Raw genomic sequence first — 24,145 nt, 5'->3', positions numbered from 1 at the left:
AAGCCGTGCAACAACTGGCGGTGAGTAATAGCGCAGAAATGATCTTAAAGAAACAATGCGTTGGTAAAGTTTTTAAAGTTTACGCAAGAACGGCGGGTTGTGCTGAAATCCGGGCAATTTTTTTGATCGTGGTTGTGCCTGGGTTGATTTTATTTCACCATGGCGACTTCATTGATGCGCTGTTTAGTGGAGATCTCATGATTACGCTGTGGGGCAGAAACAACTCAACGAATGTCAAAAAAGTACGCTGGACGCTGGAAGAGCTCGACCTTCCTTACGACCAGATCCTCGCCGGGCTGGAATTTGGCCTCAATCACGACCCTGAATACCTCGCCAAAAACCCCAACGGGCTGGTGCCCCTTCTGCATGATGACGAAGCCGGGATAACGCTTTGGGAATCGAATACTATCGTCCGTTATCTGGCTGCACAGTACGGGCAAAAACGCCTGTGGCAGGATAATCCGGTTATTCGTGCGCAGGGTGAGAAGTGGATGGACTGGGCCAATGGCAGCCTTTCCCCGGCGCACCGCGTCATTTTGATGGGGCTGGTCAGAACGCCACCTGAACAACGCGATCAGGCAGCGATAGACGCCGGGATTGTGCAGTGTGAAAAACTGCTGGCGATCCTTGATGCTGAACTTGCTGACCGTCAGTGGCTCTCCGGCGACGAGTTTGGCCCGGGTGACATCGCCGTCGCTCCGTTCATCTACAACCTGTTCGAAACGGTCAAAACCTGGCAGCCACATCCGAACTTACAGCGCTGGTATCAGCAGCTGTCACGCCGTCCGGCTTATCAAAACGTGGTGATGATCCCGGTCACCTGATCTCAGGACGCCGGGCTGACTTTCAGTAACTCGCCATCGGACTCGTCGGTCAAGACATAGAGATAACCGTCGGGTCCAACACGCACGTCGCGTATCCGCTGCTTCCTGTCACCCAGAATGCGTTCCTGTTCGGTCACTTTATTGCCGTCAACGTTCAGAACAATCACGTCCTGGTCCTTCAACGCACCGACAAACAGCTTGTGCTGCCATTGTGGAAACTTCGCGTTGTTATAGAACGCCATTCCGCTCACTGCGGGTGACTGTTTCCAGAAAAACAGCGGCGCTTCAGTGCCCGCCACCGTTTTGCCCTTCGCTTCCGGAATGGGTAAACCGCTGTAGTTCACGCCATGGGTGGCCAACGGCCAGCCGTAATTTTTCCCCCGTTCCGGGATGTTGATTTCATCCCCGCCTTTCGGCCCGTGCTCATTAAGCCACAGCACATTGCTCCACGGGTTCATCGCCATGCCCTGCGGGTTACGGATGCCATAAGACCAGATTTCAGGTCTGGCGCCTTTCTGCCCGACAAAGGGGTTATCCGCTGGCACCTTGCCGTCTTGCGTCAGGCGGACAACTTTGCCCTGCAGTTTGTCGAGCTCCTGCGCGGTGGGCCGCTGGTTATTTTCCCCCAAACCGATATACAGGTAGCCCTTGCCGTCAAACACCAGCCGCCCCCCGAAATGGTTCCCGGTCGAAAGCTTAGGCATTTGGCGGAAAACTACCTGAAAAGCCTCGATTCTGCTGTGATCGTCGCTCAACCGGCCGTAACCCACGGCGGTGCCTGCTTTGCCGTCATCGCCCACTTCGGCATAGCTCAGCCACACACGGCGTGATTGTGCGAAATCAGGAGCCAGCACCACATCCAGCAGCCCACCCTGCCCATTCGCCCACACTCGCGGAACACCGACAATCGGGTCAGACAGCCCTTTCCCTTGTTGCCACAGGCGTAGCTGCCCCCCGCGCAGCGTGATCAACAGACCTTGATTATCAGGCAGAAAAGCCAGCGACCAGGGATGATCGAGCTTGCGTTGTAAGACCTCAACCTGAACCTCTGCGGCTTGCAGAACGGACGAGAGAATCAATGAACCCAGAAGTAAACTCAGAGCAAAACGAGGCATGGCTGTCTCCTTTTTAGCGAATGGGTTAAGGGTAGCCAGCAGGTTGGGCGTAAGGCGGGATTTTTACAAAACCTTAACTTGCTACGTGAGTGGAAAAGCAGTTCCAGATTCTCGGACGAAAAAATATTGCGTCAGAACACATTATTATTCTGTGTTGAACGATATAAGAGTCAAAACACGATGTAGAGAAATATAATCATCGCTTATCACAAATTTCAAACCATTCAAGGACATTATGCCATGGAGTTATTTGACTTACGAAAATCCACACTTAGCCCTAAAGAATACGAAAACATTATTAACCCAATGATTGCCATAACAGTATTGCAGGATGAATACATCATTACTCAGGATAAACTCTACTCATCTAACTCCATCGAGGGTTTTTCAGTTGAAAGAAAACTGCCTCTGCACACAACACCTCCTTTGAGCTTATATTATAGAAGCGTTCTCGGCAGAATATCGGATTTATTAAACTCAGGCCATTTAATCATGACTGCACAAGAAAAAAGAGATTTCCAGACGTATCCCTTTTTTATCGCACATGAAGGTGATTTATTTTGTGTAAATGATACCCTGTATGATTCTATTTTCACAGATAACGTGATCCGTTATTTTAAAAACACAGTATTAGGAACAAGCGCCCCACCCCCTACCCACAGTGACATTAGCCCCAAAACGCTCACCTATGGACCAGGGTACTGGAAAACGAAAGATAATGATTATCACGGGTTAAAAAACTTAGGTGTACTTGCGGTAAACCGGGCCACAAGCATGGGGGATGAAGGGCGAATTTTCCTCTCTGATGGACAGGATCTGGCTAACACCTCCAGAGAGAAAGCTCAGGTCTGGTCGCCACTTCCACATAATATTACCTTTGATAACAAAAGAATCATTGAGGCACGTTCCGTCATTCGTCGATACGGCGAAGAACGCAAAATTTATCAGAAATATAGGGAAAGCGACGATGCATGGACAGTCTCTGGTTCATCATGGCAATGGATTCCAGGAGTAAGTGATGAAGATTATGAATTTAAGAAGTAAGATACTTCGATTTTGGGGAATTATGGATGTCATGTCACTGATATCTTATTTTATATTTTCCATTATTAACAATCGAATCCCCATTTATTCAGATATAAAAGGGATTATATCGACCATTGATTCGTTTGGTATTGAGGGAGCAGGTTTGTTTTGGATATCTATCCTTGTTATCTGCGATATTTTGACTTTGGTCTCGCTGTTTTTTTCAGCCAACTTATTCCTGCGAGGCACGTCGGCACCATTATTATTTATTTCATTACAGGAGATCCTTAGGTTTATTACCTTAAAATGTTCGCTGGTATTCATTCCACTCATACTTCACCTTACGGCCTCCTCACTGGTCTGGCTTAATGTCAGCTTGTTTATTTTTTCAGAGGCTTTTAAGGTCTGCACACTTATGTGGTGCCGGAAACAACCCCAATCCCATAAGGCGTAGCAATCAGAACGGGGGAGAGCCCTCTCCCCCCGGTTGTCAGGCGTGCGCCATGGGCGCGGATTTATTTATCACCTGAATGTTTACAGCTAAGGTGTCGAGACAGCGTTGCAGGGCATCTGGGTTAACCACAATGAATGAGGGACAGTCATGATGTCCGCTCATCAGGCACACTGCCGCAGAGGCTAAGGCTTCTCCGGCGGCATGCAGCGCCTCGCTTTGCGCAGGCGCTAGCGATGGCGAAAATGCTGCCGCGTTCTCGCGCAGCTCGCCACAGAGGTCGAAACAGTTTTCACGCAGATGATCGTTGTCGCTGACTGACATGTATCCCTTGGCGCGTCTGAGTTGCAGATAGGCCGCGAGATCGATTTGGGCATTCACCAGCTTGTTCAACAGGTGGCGGAATCGTCTGTCAACGTTCATACCTTTCCTCCTGTGTCGTCCATTGTCACAAGTATAGTATGGTCATTTTTTGTGCACAATGATGCGTGCGGTCAATATTTCATCAATCTTTAACCGAAGTGCAAATTTTGCTGATGCAGGGCAAACAGGCTGTCACTACAGCGTACAAAAAATCAACATTTGTTGAGCCTTAGTTTGGGAAACTGAATAGTCACGTACAGAAACGATTGGTATAGTGCGCCGGTCTTCTCAACCCGACGGTGCAAAAATGTTCAAGAAAGGCTTATCTGTGGTTCTGCTGCTATGTGCCCTGTTCTCCGGGCAGTTGATGGCGAATCATAACGGACATGAGTTTTACAAGGTGCCGAACGCCGATCACTGGATGCGCCACAGTGCCGACAGCGATGATATTCGGGCTCGTTTCCGGGATGACGCAGATGAATTACGCGAGGATCATCACAGCGTTAAAGACCGTAAGCCGGAAGTGATTTATCGCTAAAACAGCCTCCCCTTTCGGGGAGGAAAACGCCTTACTGCAAGGCGTGAAGGATTTGCCAGGCGGCAGTCACCCGCACCGGGTTAGGATAATTTTTGTTCGCCAGCATCACGATACCGAGTTTTTTCTCTGGGACAAACGCGATGTAAGCCCCGAAGCCATTGGTGCTGCCGGTTTTGTGTAGCCAGCTTGCCGGGGTAGCAGGACGAGCAGGCGTTTGCCGTTCTGCCGCCCCCACCTCCAGCAGTTTGCCGCTGGCGGTGATCACCTGTTGAGGGTTGATCGGCCACGGATACATTTCCCAGCCTAAGCCCTGATACATATCGCCAATCTTGTAGTAACCCTGCTGCGCCGTGCCGATGGCTTTTTTCAGCGTCTCGTCGCTGGCTGGCAGCTGCTGCGGTGCGATGTTGGCCTGCATAAACGCCGCCATATCTTTGATGGTGGTTTTCACCCCATAAGCTTCGGCATCCAGCATCCCCGGCGTGACGCGTACGGGTTCGCCGTTACGATAACCCCAGGCGTAATTTCCCTGCTCGCTTTCAGGCACGGTAATCCAGGTGTGATTGAGCTTCAGCGGCTGGAAAACGTGTTGCTGCATGAATTGCTCAAAGCTGAGCCCGCTTTTGCTGACTGCCAGTGCACCAAACAAACCGATGCTGGCGTTGGAGTAGTTACGTTTTGTGCCTGGCTTCCACTCAGGTTGCCAGCCGTTGTAATAGCGCCACAGCGACGATTCATCGGTTACATCGTCAGGAAGCTGCAACGGCAGACCGCCCGCAGTATAAGTGGCGAGTTGCAGCAGCGAGATGTTGCGCCATTGCGCACCGGTCAATTGCTTACTGTAATCCGCCGCCGCGTCGTTCAGATTGGCTTTTTCGCTCTGCACCGCGTACCCGCCCGCCGTGCCGGTGAACGTTTTGCTCACAGAGCCCAGCTCGAACAGTGTGTCGTCAGTAACAGGACGTTTGGCTTTGATATCCGCCAGACCGTAGTGGAAAAAGTACGGCTTGCCTTCATAAATCACCGCCACCGCCATACCTGGGATGTGCTGCTCTTTCAGCAACGGCTGAACAGTCTCATCGACGATTTTTTGCAGAGATGCCGGGGTTGAAGCTGTCGCCAGAAGCGGTGTGGCAAACAGCGCCGCAGCCAGCAGAATCGGTTTACTCACGCGATGATGATGCTTTTTCGTTGTCATTCTTCCTCCTGATGAACGAAACCTGAGGGGTGTCCCGCGCCATTAAGCCGAAAAGGCGTGCTGAGCGCAATTCTCCAGTACAAATTTCCCCCCAACCTCTGTAGAATCTCCGCCCTGACCATTCCCAAAATCGAACACTTTTTAATCTATGAGCAATGTTATGCAGCAGCCGAAAATCGGCTTTGTCTCTTTGGGCTGCCCAAAAGTCAAAAATAATACATTGCTAACTTTGTTCTAAACTCCGGTATTACTGAACCAGGCGCAAAAACGCCGGGATAAAAACCCGGCGCTTTTAATCAACATTTAATGCTTAGTATCGCAGGCTCATTCTTCACGAAAACCCGGCTTACCATTGGCTTTGCGCCATTCCTGAACTTTATCAGCGATAGCTTCAGGGGTTGCCTCCGCTGCTGATTCGGGATAGTAAATCAAGTCTGAACCTTCAGGATGCTCTATCAGTTGGATGAACAATTCCAAGAGATTATCTTGGTGCTCTTCAGTACCTCGATCACTAATGATTTCAGCAACAAGACTGATAAAATCGGTTTTTGTATAATCACTGAGCAATTTACTCACTGCTATTTCCTCTGCCTGAGTGTGTACCAATGTGATGCTTGGGTGTCATGACGCCCATGTTATCGACATTATAAACTTCGCCCCCCTGACTAATCGGGGTTAAATGGTGAATTTCAAAAGACCGTCGTTTCCCTACAGTATCTGCAAATCTGGCGCGAGGGGCTCTGCCATTTGCTGCTCGTGTAACGTTCGCTGGAATAAACTGTTTAGAAAGTTCAGGGTCTCTGCTCACTTCTTGCCAGAATGCTTCCCTGAAGCCGTCAAAGTTGGAGAATGTACGCCCACGCAGTTTATCGGCGATCTGCGATGGGATCGGAGAGCCATTCCCCTTACCCGCATCGGCTAACCATGTGCCTGTAACCTTCTGGCCTTTGCCTGTAACTTGCCCCGGCAGGTTGCGAAGATAAACATAAATTGGATCAAATGTTCCGGCTGGATGCACCAGAATATAATCCCGGAAAGAGCGCTCTCCCGGTGCGGGTGTTTCCGTTGACCACGGACTGTTTATCTCACTTTCCGGATAGACAAGCACGTTTGGCGGAATGTAGACGTTATCCTGATTGCCGGTGTTGGAAGGTGAAGCATATCCCGGATCGTCAGGTGTCCAGACGATTGTCGGTTTGGTTGCGCCATCCTCCCAAAACTCGTAATTTCCGGTGGTGGTGTTCTTCTGAAGCATACGCACCGGAACTTTATCCTGCCCGCCTCTGGCGCTGACGTGGAAACCTTTCGGTCTCATGGTGCCGTACTGGTCAGCCTCCCAGCGAAAGCGAACGCGGGTTGGAACATCGTCTTTATTTCGGGCGGCCTGCTCAAGGCGCATCCTGTCGATATAGTCCTGCTCACCGCTGTTGAGCTTTGGCGAGTAGAACATACCAAAAAGAAAAACAGTTGAGGGGTTGGGGGCAATCCAGCGACCAGCAGTTGCAAAGTTTCCGCCGATTTTCTGCAATGCCGCATATCCGGCTTCGGTTGCTGCACCGGTCGTGATCCCGGTAGTTGTCACGGCTCTTGCTGTTGCCATTCCTGCTGTCGCAGCGGCTTTGGTTGTGTCCGGAGAACTGAATAGGCGCTTATACCACGGGCGATTATCTTCCGGTGGCGGTGTTGGTTCGGCTGCTTTGTGCTTCTTTGCTGCCTGTGCGTGCTGAACAGGTTCTTCCACCGGTTGATCTGCCTGAGGAGTTGCACGGTAATAACCAGCATGACCGAAGTTATCAACAGATTCCTGATCGGTCCCTGCGTCAGTGCAGCCATCTCCCCGCAGACAGGATTTTGCAAAAACGGGTAGAGCACTCAGGGCTGCCGCAGCGGCGGCGGCTTTGTTTACTGGTGGTTCCGAAACACCGAAGGGATCATTAATCTGCACGGTTCCGGGGGCAATCAGAAAGTTTGAACCTTCCGGGCAACCGCAATGGATGATTGAGCCATCTACGGCGACAGCTGCGCTGTTCGTTTGTCGGTGGTCTCCAGTAACAATGACGCCGACTTTCCCGCACTTCGGGCAAGGAGTTGTCTTATCGCCAATGTAGAGTTTCCACTTACCCATTACGCTATCGCCTGGGCGGGCAGCGACGCATCGTGAGCCTGAAGAGGTTTTATCACCGTCCAGGCCAACATTTTTACCGTGGACAGTGCAACCTCTGTTTACTGATGCCATAGCTGAATCTCCTTATTTCAGAAAGTCAGCAGGCAACGTTTCCCCGGCACGGACTGCTCTTCTGACGCTTCCTTGCGCACTACTGATGATTTCGTCGCCGTTGTCGAGTGAGCTACCGACAAGAGCGGCAGAGTCACCTGAAGTATTCCCTACTCCGGTGATAATCTTCGCGGTAGTACCATCCGGATAACGAACTTCATCCCCCACAAGTGAAACGTTTAATAGTACACCACCCTCATTTTCAATCTGCTGCCCGTTGTATTCACTGAAAACCGTTCCGCCATCGCGCGTTAAGCTGCCTTCTGTAGCAACCAGATAAGCGGCTGTAACCGGATGGGCAAGATTGTAGGCGTTTCTTTCAGAGATCAGGTTACGGGTTTCTTCATCCATTCCCGCGAGCTGTTCGGCTGTGAATGGTGACTGGTCAAAGGCTGCCAGCATTTCGGCGGTAAGCTCGTTGGTATATTGCTGCATAAGTCCCTCTGCTTGTTATGAATTTATCTTCATTAGTATCCCATTGTATAAATAATGGCCTTTCACAGGAAATGGTTTTTCCAGAAAATGAAACTGCATTTCAAATTATTCATTACGTGAATACATTGGTGCAACTCATTCAGATTGCGAAGTTCTGAAGGTTTTGACCGCCGGACATTTTTTCGATTTCGTAATGAAGGTAAACGTGCCTGCGGCGCTGCTTGTGTAAATGCAAAGAAGCTCCCCCTTGGGCAAAGGTTGCGACTCTGGATTATTGAGTGTGATACGCCCGGCGCTGACACTAAACGCAGCAAAAATAATCCCCATCAACAGCACATTTCTTACCATTTCTAAACCTCCATTGAAGTTGATTTCTGCCGCTTTCTTGCAAGCGGCGAATGTAGGATACATCTCAATTATTGATCTGTAAAAACGATAGATACAATTTATTTCGATCGGTTAAATCTATTATAAATCACCAAGGAAACTACATACGGAAAAGTGAAAATGAGAAAAGTCATAGCGTTACCTTTGGTGCTCGCTTCGTTTGCTTCAATCGCTGGTGGCGCTCCGTCAAGCGAAGTCCAGCCATATCCCCAATATCTGGCGGCTTATGTAAAAACGCTGATTACTGCCGGTTGTGAGCAGACGCTGAAAGGAGGTTCTGGGGATGCGCTGATTAAGCTGGCAACGCAGGGGATGAAGAAAGATACTCCGAGTTACTACACAGTTTACAATTCAGTGATAGATGGCATTGGCGCTGGTCAGGCGCTCAAAGCTAAAGGACGGTTGATAACAAAAGATAAGATCGCCATTGATAGCTGTGGCGGTTTCGCTGCCTATGCCCTGTTACAAAAGGATTTCAGAGAAATAGTACTTGCTGGACTAATATCTTCAGCGCAGCCGCAAGCAGACACAGCAAAACCAAAGAGGGCCACATCTGACGAAAGCGTGTATCGGACGACGGCAAAAGATTTGGCAGCGCTGTACGATGAAAATGAAGTCGCTGCCGATGACAAGATTGGAGGTCGCAAGGTGGAGGTGACGGGAATTGTTCAGGACATAACCAAAAATTTCACGAATGACGTTATTCTTCGTTTTGAGAGCGGTAATCGATTCATGCCTGTCAGTCTGAGTATGGCTGATTCAGAAAAGGCGCAGGCATCAAAGCTGAAGAAGGGGCAGAAGATCACCGTGACTTGCGAAAAGATGCAGTTATTCATCGGTGTGCCGTCTGGTGGCAACTGCACGTTTAATTAGTACGTCATACCGTCTGCCGGGTAAAATTCCCGGCGATTTACCCAACCCCCCGCCGCAAATATTCCAGAAGTACCCCCTCCCGAAATTGAGCACAGAAGAAAAATATCAGCGCCGCGGAGTCTGATCGGTCAGGCTCGTTGTCAGCACGGCCTAGCGGACTTCCTCCGCTCGTAATAGTTGCTCCGAAACTTTACCAAATATCCGTGGGAGTAGTTGGAGTTGTAGTGACTACATTAGAAGTCAAATCGTGATCGGACAGAGTATTTCTGACAAAAAGGGAAACTGGTGCAGACATGCGGTTTCGATCTGCCGTCGAAGTTCCGCCTCATCATCGGTATGCCGACCAAGGCTTAGATAGTAATTTTTACCGTCATGGATGGCATAAACAATCCAATGCCCTGTGATTTTTTGTTCGTTGGCACGCCGCAACCAATTCTCCCTTACAGCCTCATGGGCGATCAGGGCTGCATCTTCAGCAGTGAAGTATCGATCTTCACCTGATTTCATGACTTTTTCGACTTCGGCTTCTAATCGCGGCAAACCGTAATTTTTCAGAGCGATTTTTAAATTCTGGGCCATGACGTCTACACCTGCACCATGATAGTGCTTGTGCCATAGTCCCCGAAGATAAGGTTTCCGGTTGAACATTGTCGGCGGTTTAGTTCTGCTTTCACCTCGTAAGGGATTACCCTCCAGGCAAGAAATTTCATCAACGATAATGAACGGGTTTTCGCTTCTGGACATGAAAGAACCGTAAAGCTGCAAAATCATCAGCCCGCTAATTCTGGTAAGCATTTCTTCCTTTATTCCGAAGCGAAGAACGGTGTTGATTATTTCTTCAGTCTTATCTTCATCGCCGCTCATAAAACGGTGGGGATTGTTCATTGATGTGATACACCTCAGTTCAGCGTGGCAGGTACATGCTATCACGCAAGCTTGGGGGCAAGTAGTTGGTACATTAGGTTATAGTGCTGTGCTCTCTTGTTACTACCCAACGAGAAACACCGCTTGGTATCAACAATTGGTGATAAGGACAGGCATCAAGCAACGCTCAACAATGGAGGCTTTCACACTCCAAGCGTTGCAACTTCCACCTGCTCGCCCATACTCACAGATGTAGCGCAATTGTCCCCGTTGAAGAAAAGCTGTCATAGTCCCGTTACAATGACCACATCGAAGAATCTGCATTCCTCCCAGAAGGCTGATCGCCGTCGAAACTTTGCCGCTATATCTGTTGTTGTTCGCTTTGATGTCCTGAAGTTGTGCAAACTCCCCGGGAGTACAAAGAGGTGGATAGTAATCCTCAAGACGATATTCCTTACCCGAAAGACTAAAAATCCTTGTACCAACCAACGCCTGATTACTCCTCATTTTATTCAGAGCCTGTAGTGACCATCCTCCCTCTTTGCGTGTCTTGTTTTTAAATGCAGGAGGCGGTGAGTAATTTTCGTTCAAATAGTTAGTGACATAAAACGCACCATGCCCTTCAAGGAACAGCCTTACTGCATCTTGAACGGGTTGCCAGTAATCAGGATGTTTTTTAACCTTCTCGTTATCTGGGCCACTGTCATCGATCCAAAATGGATGTCTACCAACAGCTTTAATGTTTACAGGGAGTCCCTGTTTTTCACGCGCCAACAGTGCTAGTACATGCGAGTTAACCCGGTCAGACTTGGTCTTACTTTCCTCATGGGCACGCATGAACATTAGAATGGAAAGCATAAGATCCGTCGGATTCTTATTCACACTTTCGCGCGTGAAAACACGCTGATCCATGCCCGTAACTATCGTTAACCCCATGTTTATCAAACGCAAGAAAAGTGCATTCGCATCGGTGACTTCTTCACGCGTTATACGATCAAAATTTTCCACATACAGCCAGCTATCTTTAGGGATTAGACCTTTTTCAACGCTAGCGATAAATTCGCCTAACTGGCCTTGAGTCGAATTTTTGCCTTTGAAAGCAGACACACCAGCATCTTTGATCTCGACATACTCAAGACCGTTATCATGAGCATACTGCTTCGCCCTAGCCGTCTGCCTTTCGAAAGAGGTTCCCGTTGATTGTTTCTCGCTTGACCAACGCACATAGCTGTATAATTTCTGCTTAGATGACATTAAAATCCCGCGCCATTGATCCAATGTGAGTAAATCTACATGTCCCATACTAAAACACCTACTAGTCAACCGAAAGTAGGATTTATATCTTTAGGCTGCCCAAAGAACCTGGTGGATTCCGAGCGCATCCTGACCGAACTGCGCACCGAAGGCTACGACGTCGTGCCAAGCTATGACGACGCCGACATGGTTATCGTCAACACCTGCGGCTTTATCGACAGCGCCGTGCAGGAATCCCTGGAAGCCATCGGCGAAGCGCTGAAAGAGAACGGCAAGGTGATTGTGACCGGCTGTCTGGGCGCGAAAGTAGACCAGATTCGTGAAGTGCATCCAAAGGTGCTGGAAATCACCGGGCCGCACAGCTACGAGCAGGTGCTGCAACATGTTCATCACTACGTACCGAAGCCGCAGCACAACCCGTTCCTGAGCCTGGTGCCGGAACAGGGCGTGAAGCTGACGCCGCGTCATTACGCTTACTTAAAAATCTCCGAAGGCTGTAACCATCGCTGCACCTTCTGCATCATCCCTTCCATGCGTGGCGATCTCGTCAGCCGCCCGATTGGCGAAGTGCTGTCTGAAGCCAAACGTCTGGTCGATGCTGGCGTGAAAGAGATGCTGGTGATTTCTCAGGACACCTCTGCGTACGGCGTTGACGTGAAACACCGCACCGGTTTCCACGACGGCGAGCCGGTAAAAACCAGCATGGTCGGCCTGTGCGAACAGCTTGCGAAGCTCGGCGTGTGGGTGCGTCTGCACTACGTTTACCCGTATCCGCATGTGGACGATGTGATCCCGCTGATGGCCGAAGGCAAAATCCTGCCGTATCTGGACATCCCATTGCAGCACGCCAGCCCACGCATTCTTAAGCTGATGAAGCGTCCGGGTTCTGTTGATCGCCAGTTGGCACGCATCAAACAGTGGCGCGAAATCTGCCCAGAGCTGACGCTGCGTTCCACCTTCATCGTCGGCTTCCCAGGCGAAACTGAAGAAGATTTCCAGATGCTGCTCGACTTCCTGAAGGAAGCCCGTCTGGATCGCGTCGGCTGCTTCAAGTACAGCCCGGTTGAAGGCGCTACCGCCAACGAACTGGAAGGTCAGGTGCCGGAAGAGGTGAAAGAAGAGCGCTGGAACCGCTTCATGCAGCTGCAACAGCAGATTTCTGCCGAGCGCTTACAGGAAAAAGTCGGCCGCGAAATCATGGTGATTATCGATGAAGTGGATGAAGAAGGCGCTATCGGCCGCAGCATGGCCGATGCCCCTGAAATCGACGGCGCGGTGTACCTGAACGGCGAAACCCGTGTGAAACCGGGCGACGTGCTGCGTGTGAAAGTGGAACACGCGGATGAGTACGACCTGTGGGGTTCTCGCGTTTAATCTCCCCTTTGTAGGCCCGGTCAGGCGTTAGCCGCCACCGGGCGCTACCATAGTGCCTGATGGCGCTTCGCTTATTAGGCCTGCAATTCTAAGTCTTAACGCACTAAATCCTGCTTCATCTTCCCTACCAGCTCATTATCAATCCTGAAAAACCAGACTGTCAGTGCCAGCAATAAATGCAGAACGCCCGGAATGACGGTAGACAACAGCGTAATGCCCGCTAAGGACAATGTGGTTTGATTCTCCGTTCCTGAGCGATAAGCCACCAGCGTTAGCGTCAGGCTGATAATCACCCCCGCTACGGCCCATGCCAGCTTCACGAAAAACAGATTAAAGGCAAAATTCATCCCCGATGAACGGCGGCCTGATTTCCATTCGCCGTAAGTATCTGCGAAAGTCACCAGCGTAAAATGCATCGGCAAGATAAACCCAAGCACCACACAGCACACAAAGACCAGACCAAGCCAAAGCATCGGCTCGTTGCCAGGCACGAACCAGACGGCAAAATGTGCCAGCCCCAATATGACGTTCACCCAAAAGTAAATGCGCCGGATTTCAAACACTCGGGTCAGGTACTGCACCGCCACGGAACCGACAATCCCGCCGAACGTTGCCATACCAAAAAACAGCGAAGTGTAGGTGGCATCACCGTGCAAGACATAGGTGATGAAATACATCGCCGCGCCACCTTTGGTGTTGAAAATGCTGATGATGAGCAGCGACATCACAAACGTCAGCAACAGCGGGTTATTATGGCGAATGCTTTTCAAACTCTCCCGTAAATTAAACGTATGCCGTTTTTGTGCCGCCACCCGCTCCTTCACGCCATAAAAACAGCAAAGGAACATCACAACGGCAAAGAGCGCCAGAACACCCACGCCATACTGATAGCCTTTTATCTGATTCCCTTCACCAAACCAGGTCACCATGACAGGCAAGCCTACCGACACAGCAAACCCCGCCACGCCACACAACGCGAATCGCCAGGACTGGCAGGAAACCAGCTCTATCGGGTTAGTGGTGATTTTGGTGATTAATGCGCAGTACGGCACATTGTTCAGCGAGTAGAGAATGGAAAGAGCAAAATACGTCACCACCGCATACGCCACTTTCCAGTGATACGCTAAATCTGGCACGCTGAAAGTCAGAAACGCAATCAATCCTAGCGGCACAGCAGTCCAGAGAATGAAGGGGCGGAACTGCCCTAATCGGGTTGAGGTACGGTCTGCGACAATGCCGATGAGCGGGTCCGAGACAGCATCAATTACGCGTAAAACCAAAAACAGCGTGCCGACTATCGCAGGCGTCAGGCCAAAAATGTCGGTATAGAAAAACGTCAGAAAATTAGAGATAAGGCCGGTCACAATCGTGCCACCAGCATCGCCCAGACCGTAACTGATTTTTTCACTGACTGTCAGAGAAGCGGCTGTACTTTGTGCATTCCCCAGTTCTACAGTTTCAGAGGCGTCGCTCATTTCAGGCTCTCCATTGCAGCGAAAATCTCTGCCTGTGCTTCAGCACCTTCACGAATAAAGAGCGGAAGCACCTCTAATGGTGCAGCAACAGTGACGGTCTCTCCTCCGCGATATCGCTCACCCGTATTCACGCTCACCCACACGTCCTCACCCGGAAGCCAGACTTCGCGCTGAGTCGCGCCCGCATGGACAACAGGCGCGACCAGCAGATCGGCACCAAACAGGTATTGGTCAGTGATCTCCCAAACCTGAGCGTCGTCAGGATAGTGATAAAACAACGGACGCATCAGCGGCTCACCGGTGTCGTGGGCTTGCTGCATGAGTTTTCTTAGCAGCGGACGCAGCGCTTCACGTAAAGCGGCATAACGCTGCAAAATGGCAAAAACCGGCTCGCCGAAACTCCACAATTCGTTTCCTGCCCCGGTATTACACTGGGCGATACCGTCACGATAAGGCACTTCCGGTTCAGTGATAGGGTCACGATGACCATGCATACGCAGTACAGGGCTGAAGACCGCCCACTGGAACCAGCGAACGAGTAACTCATGAAAGGCGGGATCGTTGACGTCTCCACCGTGAAAACCGCCGATGTCCGTTGTCCACCATGGAATACCAGCCATCCCCATGCTCAGGCCCGCGCTGATTTGGTGACGCATTGATTCAAATGACGAATGAATATCACCTGACCAGACCAGCGCCCCGTAACGTTGGCTGCCAGCCCAGGCGCAACGCACCAGGTTCACTGGGTTGCTCTGCCCCGCTTCACGCAAACCGTCGTAGAAAGCCTCGCAATAGTGGAGAGGGTAAATATTGCCGGTTTCCAGTGTGTTACCAATGTGATAGCGGTAATTATCAAAATCATAGACACCATATTCGGGCTCAGCTTCATCCAGCCAGAACAGGTTCACGCCGTTATCCACGTAGTTTTTCTTACAGACCTGCCAGATAAATTTACGGGCTTCGGGGTGGGTCGGATCGATAAAGCGGGTGTTGCCCAGAAAATCAAAATTGATGTTCAGCCCTTTACGGGTATTCACCAACAGGCCTTGTTCGTTCATCTGGGCATAGTTTTCGCTTCTGACATCGACAGTTGGCCAGACGGAAACCATCAGCTCAGTGCCCATCGCTTTAAGTTCCGCCGTCATGGCTGCCGGATCCGGCCATTCGCGTTCATCAAAACGCCAGTCCCCCTGAATGGGCCAGTGGAAGAAATCTGCCACAATGACCGCCAGCGGGATCCCCAGATCGCGATAGCGCCGGGCCACGTTTAGCAACTCATGCTGATTACGATAACGCAATTTCGATTGCCATAACCCGAGTGCAAACTCGGGCATCAGCGGCGGCTTACCGCTGACAGCCGCATACTGACGCACAATTTCCGCTGGGGTATCACCCGCCGTTATCCAGTAGTCAATCCTCGCGGCTGCTTTTGCGTGCCAGCGCGTTTCGTTTTGTGCAAATACAGCCTCCCCCACTGCCGGGTTATTCCATAAAAATCCATAACCCAGACTGGAGACCATAAACGGCACGCTGGCCTGTGAATTACGTTGGGCCAATTCCAGCATGCAGCCTTTCAAATTGATAAAAGCGTGCTGATACTGGCCCATTCCTGCTATTTTCTCATTCCTATTAGATTCAAATCTGACATTAATTTCGAATGCATTCCCGGCCAGGGGTTTGCATTCCCTCCCTGATATTTTTAAAGCGCTTATTTTCTTTTGCGGCGCATTTTCTGCACGCCAAAAATTTTCGCCGTTGTCACGCTGCCGCCAAAGTTCCTCAAGCAAGCATTGGTTGTTCTGGTTATAGAATGCCAGCCTTCCCTGCTTATCAACACGCGCCCGAATATTGCCATTAATTAACGTAAGGCTTTGTTCATCTCTCTCAAATATCGGTATTACATTAGGTTTATCAAGCAAGGCCCACCGCGGGATCGTGACATTATCGGGTTCAAGGCCCGATAAAACTCTCACGCTATTGGCGCCCCACGCCATGACCTTGAGGTATTGTCCGTTCCACGACCAGTGCAGCGTATTCTCTTTTATCTGTAGTGTATTCATGCTGTCCTCGGATTATTTTAGGATAATGCAACCGTGATTCCGTAAACGTTTCCGATCCTGTTCAAGATGTCACACACTGTCAATAAATAAACTCATCACTCAGGAATTAAAAAATAAAAATTGTGATCACCCATTACGTTGTGAGGTGTTTTTTATTAAGCATGATATATTTATGCGCAGAGCGTCTCAGTTCAATAAAATGAGCAGAGTAAGATATAAAAAAGGCGAAAAAGTCCATATTCGAAAATGGGGAAAGGATGAATATCAAAGAGTTGGCGAACAGGCTGGGATTGTCGATTGCTACCGTTTCCAGAGCATTGAACAGCCACCCTGAAGTCAGCGCAAAGACGCAACAGCGTGTGCTAAACGCAGCTCAGCAATATGGGTATTTCCCCAATGCAGCAGGTCGCAATCTTCGCAAAGGTAAAGTGAACACCGTGGCGCTGTTATTGCCACCCGGCGATCGTGACAACTTCTATACCGCATCATTTTTTATGCGGGTCGCCAACGAGCTACAGCGCACGCTGCGCCAGCATGATATCGACACCATTTTGCATCTGGCGCTCGATGCCGAGGACGAAAGGCTTTGGCTGCAAAAAATGATTGAGCAACGCAAAGCTGACGCCGTCATTCTGACTAACACCACGCTTGAAGATCCCCGAATCGAATTTTTGCATCATCATCAGTTTCCTTTTGCAACGCTTGGCCGCAGTCACTCGCTTGAAGGGCATTTCAACTGGGTCGATCTCGATTTTGCCACTGTGGCCGCAACGGCGGTCGAGCAAGGGTTGTTGAAGGGCCACAAAAATTTCGGGTTGGTCACGCTCGGTAACCAGAGTGCGCAAGGGGAAATCTTCGCTGCCGCCTGGCGCGAAGCGTTGAATGAAAAGACTCTGCCTCTTAATGAGGCGGCCATTTTCTACGGTGACATCAGCGAGACAACGGGTTATGAAGCAATACAACATTTCCAACAACTCGCAACGCCACCGGATTACGTTATCTTCCTGAGTGATCTACAACTGCTCGGCGCAACGTTCTATACACAACAACACCACATCAGCATTCCGTTTTTTGCGGGCGTTTTCAGCAGCGATATGTCTGCTCTGCTTCCCGAAAAACCCACCGGTTTTGATATTCCCTTTGCTCGTCTCGGCGAAGATTTAGCTCTGGCGACACTCAATGCTATGCAGCAACACTTGCCGCCAGTGCAATCACTTCCCCCTCTAAAATGGGTGACAAGACGTGAACATACTCTCACCTAGCCCTTTATCTTCGGATCCAGTGCATCGCGCAGGCCATCACCCAGCAAATTAAACGCCAGCACCGTCAGGAATATCGCCAGCGCCGGGAACAGCGCCACGTGCGGTGACATCACCATATCGGCTCGCGCTTCGTTGAGCATAGCGCCCCATTCCGGCGTCGGCGGCTGTGCGCCCAGACCAAGGAACGAGAGGCTTGCGGCAGAGATAATCGACACGCCAATGCGCATAGTGAAATAGACCACTATCGATGACACCGTGCCGGGCAGAATATGGCGGAACAGAATGGTGGCATTGCTGGCACCAATGCTGCGTGCCGATTCGATAAATGTCTGCTGCTTCAGCACCAGCGTGTTACCACGCACCAGACGTGCAAAAGCCGGGATCGAGAAGATCGCCACCGCGATGATCACGTTTGCCATCCCGCTGCCCATCACTGCCACGACGGCAATCGCCAGCAAGATCCCTGGAAAGGCAAACAGCACGTCGCAGATGCGCATGATGATGCGGTCCCACCAGCCTTCGAAATACCCCGCCAGTAAACCCAGCACCGTGCCGAGCAGCGCACCAATCAACACGGCGAATACGCCAGCCGCCAGTGATATCTGCGCCCCAACCAGCACCCTGCTGAAGATATCGCGCCCTAACGAATCCACACCAAACCAGTGCATCGCCGAGGGCCCCTCATTAAGGCGGTCATAGTCGAAATAGTTTTGTGCATCGAAAGGCGCAATCCACGGCGCGATGGTGGCCACCACAATCAGCAGCAACACGAAAAGACCTGCGGCCATCGCCACCGGCTGTTTGCGGAATTTACGCCAAAACTCATGCCATGGCGTGCGAACCTGGCCCGGTTCTATCCCCGGCAAGGCATTTATGATGGCCTGACGTCGCCAGTTTAACAGTCGCACTTACTTGTACCTGATTGCCGGGTTGATGGCGGCATACAGCACATCCACCACCAGATTGATAAGAATAAACTCCAGCGAAAAGAGCAGGACTTCGGCCTGAATCACCGGATAGTCGCGCATCTCCACCGAATCCACCAGCAGACGCCCAAGCCCCGGCCAGTTGAACACTTTCTCGACCACAATCGAGCCACCGAGCAGGAAACCGAACTGCAGCCCCATCATGGTCACCACCGGGATCATCGCGTTACGCAAACCGTGTTTCAGCACCACCCACGTTTCACTCACGCCCTTCGCCCTGGCGGTGCGCATGTAATCTTCGTTCAGCACTTCAACAAACGAAGCCCGGGTGAAGCGAGCCATCACCGCTGCGACTGCGGCCCCCAGTGTGATGGATGGCAAAATATAGTGCCGCCAGCTGTCTGCACCCACCGTGGGCAACCAGCCGAGTTCTACAGAGAAAACCTGCATCAGCAACATGCCGAGCGCGAACGCCGGGAAGGAGATTCCCGCAACAGCGATCGCCATGCCGAGTCTGTCTGGCCAGCGATTGCGCCAGACGGCCGCCGCCACGCCCATTGCCATGCCGAAGATAACCGCCCAAACCATACTGGTCAGCGTCAACCAAAGCGTCGGCATAAAGCGGCTGGCAATCTCTTCAGAAACAGGGCGACGCGACACCATCGAGGTACCGAAATCGCCCTGCAGCACATTGGAGATGTAGTGCCAGAACTGCACGTAAAGGGGGTGATCCAGCCCTAACTGTTCGCGAACTAACGCCACGACCTGGACATCAGCTTCTGGCCCGGCTATCAACCGCGCGGGATCGCCGGGCAGCATGTGCACAAACAGAAACACCAGGATCGCCACAATCAGCAGCGTTGGGATCAGCCCCAGTAACCTTTTCAGGACGTAGTTAAGCATTGCGTCCCCTCACCCCGGCCCTCTCCCCAAAGGGGCGAGGGTGAAAAGAAGCAAGCCCCCAAGGACTGCGAGGGAGAAAATTAAGGACGAACGCTGGTTTATCCCCTCTCCCTTTTAGGGAGAGGGTTAGGGTGAGGGTCAAAGTACGCGCCATCACTGCTTCAGGTCCGCCTCGTCAAAGCTAAACCCGGTATCCGGCATGATGTAGAAACCGGTCAGGTTTTTGCTGTGTGCGGAAACCAGTTTTTCCACCACCAGCGGCACCCACGGCGACTCTTTCCAGAGGGTGTCCTGCGCGTCTTTGTACAGGCTTTCCTTCTCTTTTGGATCGTTGGTTTTCAGCGCATCTGCGAGATCTTTATCCACCTGCGGATTGCTGTAGAACGCCGTGTTGAACAGCGTTGGCGGCCAGTTTTGCGAGGCAAACAGCGGCGACAGCGCCCAGTTTGCTTCACCGGTAGACGCCGTCCAGCCGGTGTAGAACATTCTCACGCCGCTCTCTTTCTGCCCTTTGCCTTCGACTTCGGCAGCACGCTGGCCCGCATCCATCGCCGTCACCTGGGCTTTAATGCCGACCTGCGCCAGTTGCTGCTGCGTGAACTGCAGCACTTTCTGCGCGGTACTGTGGTTATGCGAAGACCACAACGTGGTGCTGAAGCCGTTCGGGAAGCCCGCTTCTTTCAGCAGTTCGCGCGCTTTCGCCGGGTCGTACGGCCACGGCTTGTAGCTTTGCGAATACGCAATCGCAGGCGGCAGCACGCCAGTCGCCGGGGTGGCATACCCTGCGAAGGCCACTTTCACCAGTGCCTGACGGTTGATGGCATAGTTAATGGCTTCACGCACTTTTGGGTTATCAAACGGCTTCTGGGTGACGTTCATGCTGATATAACGCTGCATGATGGACGGGCTGGCCACCAGTTCCAGCTTGCTGTTTTTCTCCAGCAGCGGGGCCTGCTCGTAAGGGATGGGGAAAGCGAATTGCGCTTCACCCGTTTGTAGCATCGCCGCACGGGTGTTGTTATCCACCACCGGTCGCCAGGTGATGGTGTCGAGCTTCGGCAGGCCTTTTTGCCAGTAGCCGTCAAACTTCTTCACCTTCACGAAATCGGTCTGATTCCAGGTCTCCAGTTGATAAGGCCCGGTCCCCACCGGGTGGAAGCCGATATCTTTGCCATATTTCTTCAGCGCCGCCGGGGAAATCATGGCCGTTGCCGGGTGAGCGAGAATATTGATAAACGCCGAGAACGGCTGCTTCAGGGTGATTTTCACCGTTTGCGGGTCAACCACTTCGGTGCTGGCGATGTCTTTATACAGGTTGTAGCGCTTGAGGTGATTATCCGGGTTGCTGGCCCTGTCGAGGTTGGCCTTCACCGCTTCGGCATTGAAGTCTGTTCCGTCCTGGAATTTCACACCGCTGCGCAGTTTGAGCGTGTACACCAGCCCGTCTTTGGACACCGTGTAGCTGTCCGCCAGCACGTTGTGCATCTTCATGTCTTTATCGAGCCCAAACAGGCCCTGATAAAACGACTTCGCCACCGCCTGCGACAGCGTGTCGTTGGCATCGTACGGGTCGAGCGTCGTAAAGTTTGAGCCCACCGCCACCACCACATCTTTTGCCGCAAAAGCAGGGGCGCTTGCGAGGGCGGAAACGACACCCAGCGCCAGCAGCCATTTACCCGTAATTTGTTGTGTCATGCAAAACTCCTGATTGTTATAAGCGAGACAGTGCGTTAGGGGTTTCATCCCGGGCAACAAAATGCCCTGGGCTAACCTGAACCAACGGCACGCTGGCAATCTCTTCTCCGCGCGGATAGCTGTTGCCGGGCATTTCGTCAGACAGCAGCACGCGCTGCGGACGACGATGCGCCGGGTCTGCCACCGGCACCGCAGCCATCAGCTTGCGGGTATAAGGATGTTGCGGGTTTTCAAATACAGCGCGACGTGGCCCCATCTCCACGATGCGCCCGCGGTGCATCACCGCGACGCGATGGCTGATGCGTTCAACCACCGCCATATCGTGAGAGATGAACAGATACGCCATGCCCATCTCCCGTTGTAAATCGAGTAATAAATTGATTATCTGCGCGCGAATGGACACATCCAGCGCTGACACCGCTTCGTCGGCAATCACCACCTTCGGGTTCAAAGTCAGCGCGCGAGCAATACAGATTCGCTGACGCTGCCCGCCCGAAAACTCATGCGGATAGCGCCAGGCGTGTTCTGGTTGCAGTCCGACTCGCTCCAGCAGCCACGCCACACGGCGAATGGCATCGGCTTCCGGCAGGATTTTGTGGATCAGCAAAGGCTCCAGAATCGAATAGCCCACGGTCTGGCGCGGATCAAGCGAGGCAAACGGGTCCTGAAAAATAAACTGAATATCACGGCGCAGCGGCTGCAACTGGCTTTCCGCCAGCGTGTCGATGCGTGAGCCGTTAAACGTGATGCTGCCGCTTTGTGATTCCACCAGCCGCAATAATGCGCGGCCCGTGGTTGATTTTCCGCTTCCCGATTCGCCCACCAGCGCCAGCGTTTCACCGGGCCACAGGTCAAAACTCACTTTTTCCACCGCGTGCACTTCTCTCGTGACACGGTTAAGAATGCCGCTGCGCAACGGGAATCGAGTGACCAAATCGCGAACCTTCAACACGGGTTCACCTGCCACCACGGTATCCTGAGCTTCATCATCAAGCGGCGTTTCTTTGGTGTCCAGCAGCGGGAAGCGACGCGGGAAATCGCTGCCCTGCATCGCGCCCAGCGTTGGCACAGCCGCCAGCAACGAGCGGGTGTAAGGGTGCTGCGGTGCGCTGAAAATCTGCTCCACGGTGCCCGTTTCTACCGCTTCACCGCGATACATGACCAGCACTCGGTCCGCAATGTCAGCCACCACGCCCATATCGTGGGTGATAAAAATGACGCCCATCTCCATTTCTTTTTGCAGCACGTCAATGAGCTGAAGAATTTGCGCCTGAATGGTGACGTCGAGCGCCGTGGTCGGCTCATCGGCAATCAGCACCGCCGGACGGCAGGAGAGCGCCATGGCAATCATCACGCGTTGGCGCATGCCGCCAGAAAGCTGGTGCGGGTAGCGTTTCAACACCGCTTCTGCTTCAGGAATGCGCACCTGATCGAGCATTTTCTTCGCGGCTTTTAGCGCATCATCCCGGCCTAATTTTTGATGCAGACGGATGGATTCCGCGATCTGCTCGCCCACCGTAAACACCGGGTTCAGCGAGGTCATCGGCTCCTGGAAAATCATCGCGATATCCGCGCCGCGCACATGACGCATTTGCGAGGCAGATTGTTCCGCCACTTCGATGACTTCGCGGTTTCGGCGTCTAAGTAACATGTCTTCGCTGCTCACTTCGCCACCAGACTGTGCCAGAAGCTGCATCAACGCCAACGCCGTAACCGACTTCCCGGAGCCAGACTCGCCGACAATCGCCAGCGTTTCACCTCGTTTCAGGCTGAACGACAGGTGGCTGACCGCCGGGATCAGCTGCTTTTCGTGGCGAAATCCTATGTTCAGATCGCGCACCACCAGCACGTCGCTGGCGTCGATTTCCTGACTGTGCGGCACGTGTCCTCCCGTTACCGATAAATGCCGACAGAAGGGGTATCGCCCGCATAGGCGTAGGCGCGGTACATCCCTTCGCTGTTAAACGGCAACACCACGTTACCTTCGCGATCGATGGCGATTAGCCCACCGCTGCCGCCCAGTGCGGGCAGTTTTTCCAGCACTACGCGCTCGCAGGCTTCATTCAGGCTCAGGCCACCGTACTCCATTAAAGCGGAGATATCGTAGGCTGCGAGCGTGCGCATAAACACTTCGCCCGTACCGGTGCAGGAGACTGCCACACTGGCATTATTGGCATAGCATCCCGCGCCAATGATTGGGCTATCGCCCACCCGGCCCGGCAATTTGTTGGTCATTCCGCCTGTTGACGTGGCGGCGGCCAGATTGCCTGCAGCATCTAACGCCACAGCCCCAACGGTGCCCATTTTGCTGCGCTCATCCAGCGGCGCACCGCTATGATCGAGCACGGTTTCACCCGCTTCCTGCGCCTGTCGAAGTTGATACAAACGCTCAGGCGTGGAGAAATACTCGTTCGGGACAGACTCCATTCCGTGGCTGGCGGCAAAGTTTTCCGCCCCTTCACCAATCAGCAACACGTGCGGGCTTTGCTCCAGCACCAGACGGGCGGCCAACACCGGGTTGCGCAGGTGTTTAACGCCCGCCACAGCCCCTGCCTGCAATGAATAGCCATCCATTACGCAGGCATCCAGTTCGTGAGTTTCGTTGGCGGTGAAGACCGCGCCCTTTCCCGCGTTAAATAAAGGGCACTCTTCCAGTAAACGGACGGCTTCGGTGACCGTGTCGAGCGCACTGGCTCCGTCTTCCAGCATTTTTTGCCCTGCCTCAACGATGGAGGACAGCGCCTGCACGTAGTCGCGCTCGCGCTCAGGCGACATTTTCGCTCGGGAAATTGCCCCGGCTCCGCCATGAATGGCGATCACTGCGTTACTCATTGCGCCCTTCCCTTC

22 protein-coding genes and 1 pseudogene are annotated in these 24,145 nt (G+C 52.2%); 7 read left to right on the top strand and 16 right to left on the bottom strand.

What is annotated here, in order from left to right; genetic code table 11:
• The first annotated feature begins 197 nt into the window (after positions 1-197).
• Positions 198-824: a glutathione S-transferase family protein gene (locus ACLW56_RS09235; RefSeq protein ID WP_330983486.1), complete on the top strand. Its 627-nt coding sequence runs from the start codon at positions 198-200 to the stop codon at positions 822-824.
• A gap of 2 nt (positions 825-826) precedes the next feature.
• On the opposite strand, the gene ACLW56_RS09230 is transcribed toward ACLW56_RS09235, so the two are convergent.
• Positions 827-1,939, bottom strand: coding sequence for a PQQ-dependent sugar dehydrogenase (locus ACLW56_RS09230; protein ID WP_330983485.1), 1,113 nt, complete (start codon positions 1,937-1,939; stop codon positions 827-829).
• 240 nt (positions 1,940-2,179) lie between these two features.
• On the opposite strand from ACLW56_RS09230, the gene ACLW56_RS09225 reads away from it, so the two are divergent.
• Positions 2,180-2,983 (top strand): hypothetical protein, encoded by an 804-nt coding sequence (locus ACLW56_RS09225; RefSeq protein WP_330983484.1) that lies wholly within the window; start codon positions 2,180-2,182, stop codon positions 2,981-2,983.
• Between the two features lie 472 nt (positions 2,984-3,455).
• Here ACLW56_RS09225 and ACLW56_RS09220 read toward each other — a convergent pair whose 3' ends face one another.
• Positions 3,456-3,839: a biofilm formation regulator BssR gene (locus tag ACLW56_RS09220; RefSeq protein WP_330983483.1), complete on the bottom strand. Its 384-nt coding sequence runs from the start codon at positions 3,837-3,839 to the stop codon at positions 3,456-3,458.
• Positions 3,840-4,086: 247 nt separating this feature from the next.
• On the opposite strand from ACLW56_RS09220, the gene ACLW56_RS09215 reads away from it, so the two are divergent.
• Positions 4,087-4,317 carry a DUF2554 family protein gene (locus ACLW56_RS09215; protein ID WP_330983482.1) on the top strand — a complete coding sequence of 77 codons (231 nt, stop codon included), beginning with the start codon at positions 4,087-4,089 and terminating at the stop codon, positions 4,315-4,317.
• Between the two features lie 31 nt (positions 4,318-4,348).
• Here the strand turns inward: ACLW56_RS09215 and ampC are convergent, their stop codons facing one another.
• Entirely contained in the window at positions 4,349-5,515 is a 1,167-nt protein-coding gene (gene ampC, locus ACLW56_RS09210; RefSeq protein WP_330983481.1) for a class C beta-lactamase, read from the bottom strand.
• 148 nt (positions 5,516-5,663) lie between these two features.
• Between ampC and ACLW56_RS09205 the strand changes: the two are divergent.
• A pseudogene (locus ACLW56_RS09205) lies at positions 5,664-5,744 on the top strand (hypothetical protein); the annotation flags it as partial.
• A gap of 95 nt (positions 5,745-5,839) precedes the next feature.
• On the opposite strand, the gene ACLW56_RS09200 reads toward ACLW56_RS09205, so the two are convergent.
• The 4 genes from ACLW56_RS09200 to ACLW56_RS09185 form a co-directional block, all read right to left on the bottom strand.
• The gene (locus tag ACLW56_RS09200; protein WP_330983480.1) at positions 5,840-6,091 is read right to left on the bottom strand and encodes a bacteriocin immunity protein; all 252 of its coding nucleotides are present in this window, start codon (positions 6,089-6,091) and stop codon (positions 5,840-5,842) included.
• Positions 6,084-7,751 carry an S-type pyocin domain-containing protein gene (locus ACLW56_RS09195; protein ID WP_330983479.1) on the bottom strand — a complete coding sequence of 556 codons (1,668 nt, stop codon included), beginning with the start codon at positions 7,749-7,751 and terminating at the stop codon, positions 6,084-6,086. The genes ACLW56_RS09200 and ACLW56_RS09195 overlap by 8 nt, the downstream gene beginning before the upstream one ends.
• A gap of 12 nt (positions 7,752-7,763) precedes the next feature.
• The gene (locus ACLW56_RS09190) at positions 7,764-8,225 is read right to left on the bottom strand and encodes a hypothetical protein (protein WP_330983478.1); all 462 of its coding nucleotides are present in this window, start codon (positions 8,223-8,225) and stop codon (positions 7,764-7,766) included.
• Between the two features lie 135 nt (positions 8,226-8,360).
• Entirely contained in the window at positions 8,361-8,636 is a 276-nt protein-coding gene (locus tag ACLW56_RS09185) for a hypothetical protein (protein ID WP_330983477.1), read from the bottom strand.
• Positions 8,637-8,732: 96 nt separating this feature from the next.
• On the opposite strand from ACLW56_RS09185, the gene ACLW56_RS09180 reads away from it, so the two are divergent.
• Positions 8,733-9,485 carry an OB-fold protein gene (locus ACLW56_RS09180; RefSeq protein WP_330983476.1) on the top strand — a complete coding sequence of 251 codons (753 nt, stop codon included), beginning with the start codon at positions 8,733-8,735 and terminating at the stop codon, positions 9,483-9,485.
• 240 nt (positions 9,486-9,725) lie between these two features.
• Here the strand turns inward: ACLW56_RS09180 and ACLW56_RS09175 are convergent, their stop codons facing one another.
• The gene (locus ACLW56_RS09175) at positions 9,726-10,370 is read right to left on the bottom strand and encodes a hypothetical protein (RefSeq protein ID WP_330983475.1); all 645 of its coding nucleotides are present in this window, start codon (positions 10,368-10,370) and stop codon (positions 9,726-9,728) included.
• Positions 10,371-10,499: 129 nt separating this feature from the next.
• Positions 10,500-11,651 (bottom strand): recombinase family protein, encoded by a 1,152-nt coding sequence (locus ACLW56_RS09170; protein ID WP_330983474.1) that lies wholly within the window; start codon positions 11,649-11,651, stop codon positions 10,500-10,502.
• On the opposite strand from ACLW56_RS09170, the gene rimO reads away from it, so the two are divergent.
• The gene (gene rimO, locus ACLW56_RS09165; protein ID WP_330983473.1) at positions 11,643-12,977 is read left to right on the top strand and encodes a 30S ribosomal protein S12 methylthiotransferase RimO; all 1,335 of its coding nucleotides are present in this window, start codon (positions 11,643-11,645) and stop codon (positions 12,975-12,977) included. The genes ACLW56_RS09170 and rimO overlap by 9 nt on opposite strands.
• Positions 12,978-13,072: 95 nt before the next feature.
• Here the strand turns inward: rimO and ACLW56_RS09160 are convergent, their stop codons facing one another.
• Positions 13,073-14,452 carry an MFS transporter gene (locus ACLW56_RS09160; protein WP_330983472.1) on the bottom strand — a complete coding sequence of 460 codons (1,380 nt, stop codon included), beginning with the start codon at positions 14,450-14,452 and terminating at the stop codon, positions 13,073-13,075.
• Complete coding sequence (locus ACLW56_RS09155; RefSeq protein ID WP_330983471.1) at positions 14,449-16,512, bottom strand: glycoside hydrolase family 31 protein; 2,064 nt, start codon at positions 16,510-16,512, stop codon at positions 14,449-14,451. The genes ACLW56_RS09160 and ACLW56_RS09155 overlap by 4 nt, the downstream gene beginning before the upstream one ends.
• Positions 16,513-16,769: 257 nt before the next feature.
• Here ACLW56_RS09155 and ACLW56_RS09150 point away from each other — a divergent pair, with 257 nt between their 5' ends.
• Positions 16,770-17,774, top strand: coding sequence for a LacI family DNA-binding transcriptional regulator (locus tag ACLW56_RS09150; protein WP_330983470.1), 1,005 nt, complete (start codon positions 16,770-16,772; stop codon positions 17,772-17,774).
• Here the strand turns inward: ACLW56_RS09150 and gsiD are convergent.
• From gsiD to iaaA, 5 genes are all read right to left on the bottom strand, one after another.
• Positions 17,771-18,682 (bottom strand): glutathione ABC transporter permease GsiD, encoded by a 912-nt coding sequence (gene gsiD, locus ACLW56_RS09145; protein ID WP_330983469.1) that lies wholly within the window; start codon positions 18,680-18,682, stop codon positions 17,771-17,773. The genes ACLW56_RS09150 and gsiD overlap by 4 nt on opposite strands.
• Positions 18,683-19,603: a glutathione ABC transporter permease GsiC gene (gsiC, locus tag ACLW56_RS09140; RefSeq protein WP_330983468.1), complete on the bottom strand. Its 921-nt coding sequence runs from the start codon at positions 19,601-19,603 to the stop codon at positions 18,683-18,685. It abuts the gene before it with no gap.
• 153 nt (positions 19,604-19,756) lie between these two features.
• Positions 19,757-21,298: a glutathione ABC transporter substrate-binding protein GsiB gene (gsiB, locus tag ACLW56_RS09135; RefSeq protein WP_330983467.1), complete on the bottom strand. Its 1,542-nt coding sequence runs from the start codon at positions 21,296-21,298 to the stop codon at positions 19,757-19,759.
• A gap of 16 nt (positions 21,299-21,314) precedes the next feature.
• Positions 21,315-23,180, bottom strand: a complete 1,866-nt coding sequence (gene gsiA / locus ACLW56_RS09130; RefSeq protein ID WP_330983466.1) for a glutathione ABC transporter ATP-binding protein GsiA — start codon at positions 23,178-23,180, stop codon at positions 21,315-21,317.
• Between the two features lie 11 nt (positions 23,181-23,191).
• The gene (iaaA, locus tag ACLW56_RS09125; RefSeq protein ID WP_330983465.1) at positions 23,192-24,130 is read right to left on the bottom strand and encodes a beta-aspartyl-peptidase; all 939 of its coding nucleotides are present in this window, start codon (positions 24,128-24,130) and stop codon (positions 23,192-23,194) included.
• Positions 24,131-24,145 lie beyond the last annotated feature (15 nt).

The sequence above is a fragment of the Pantoea sp. sgz302252 genome, from assembly GCF_047713085.1.
Lineage (GTDB): Bacteria > Pseudomonadota > Gammaproteobacteria > Enterobacterales > Enterobacteriaceae > Scandinavium.
The sequence above is the reverse complement of the archived record's forward strand: the minus strand, read 5'-3'. Positions and strand labels throughout refer to the sequence as shown.

Bases quoted from the DNA above. Each gene is read 5' to 3' on its own strand.
- ACLW56_RS09235 (WP_330983486.1), top strand. From the start codon at position 198: ATGATTACGCTGTGGGGCAGAAACAACTCAACGAATGTCAAAAAAGTA.
- ACLW56_RS09230 (WP_330983485.1), bottom strand. From the start codon at position 1,939: ATGCCTCGTTTTGCTCTGAGTTTACTTCTGGGTTCATTGATTCTCTCG.
- ACLW56_RS09225 (WP_330983484.1), top strand. From the start codon at position 2,180: ATGGAGTTATTTGACTTACGAAAATCCACACTTAGCCCTAAAGAATAC.
- ACLW56_RS09220 (WP_330983483.1), bottom strand. From the start codon at position 3,839: ATGAACGTTGACAGACGATTCCGCCACCTGTTGAACAAGCTGGTGAAT.
- ACLW56_RS09215 (WP_330983482.1), top strand. From the start codon at position 4,087: ATGTTCAAGAAAGGCTTATCTGTGGTTCTGCTGCTATGTGCCCTGTTC.
- ampC (WP_330983481.1), bottom strand. From the start codon at position 5,515: ATGACAACGAAAAAGCATCATCATCGCGTGAGTAAACCGATTCTGCTG.
- ACLW56_RS09195 (WP_330983479.1), bottom strand. From the start codon at position 7,751: ATGGCATCAGTAAACAGAGGTTGCACTGTCCACGGTAAAAATGTTGGC.
- ACLW56_RS09190 (WP_330983478.1), bottom strand. From the start codon at position 8,225: ATGCAGCAATATACCAACGAGCTTACCGCCGAAATGCTGGCAGCCTTT.
- ACLW56_RS09185 (WP_330983477.1), bottom strand. From the start codon at position 8,636: ATGTATCCTACATTCGCCGCTTGCAAGAAAGCGGCAGAAATCAACTTC.
- ACLW56_RS09180 (WP_330983476.1), top strand. From the start codon at position 8,733: ATGAGAAAAGTCATAGCGTTACCTTTGGTGCTCGCTTCGTTTGCTTCA.
- ACLW56_RS09175 (WP_330983475.1), bottom strand. From the start codon at position 10,370: ATGAACAATCCCCACCGTTTTATGAGCGGCGATGAAGATAAGACTGAA.
- rimO (WP_330983473.1), top strand. From the start codon at position 11,643: ATGTCCCATACTAAAACACCTACTAGTCAACCGAAAGTAGGATTTATA.
- ACLW56_RS09170 (WP_330983474.1), bottom strand. From the start codon at position 11,651: ATGGGACATGTAGATTTACTCACATTGGATCAATGGCGCGGGATTTTA.
- ACLW56_RS09160 (WP_330983472.1), bottom strand. From the start codon at position 14,452: ATGAGCGACGCCTCTGAAACTGTAGAACTGGGGAATGCACAAAGTACA.
- ACLW56_RS09155 (WP_330983471.1), bottom strand. From the start codon at position 16,512: ATGAATACACTACAGATAAAAGAGAATACGCTGCACTGGTCGTGGAAC.
- ACLW56_RS09150 (WP_330983470.1), top strand. From the start codon at position 16,770: ATGAATATCAAAGAGTTGGCGAACAGGCTGGGATTGTCGATTGCTACC.
- gsiC (WP_330983468.1), bottom strand. From the start codon at position 19,603: ATGCTTAACTACGTCCTGAAAAGGTTACTGGGGCTGATCCCAACGCTG.
- gsiB (WP_330983467.1), bottom strand. From the start codon at position 21,298: ATGACACAACAAATTACGGGTAAATGGCTGCTGGCGCTGGGTGTCGTT.
- iaaA (WP_330983465.1), bottom strand. From the start codon at position 24,130: ATGAGTAACGCAGTGATCGCCATTCATGGCGGAGCCGGGGCAATTTCC.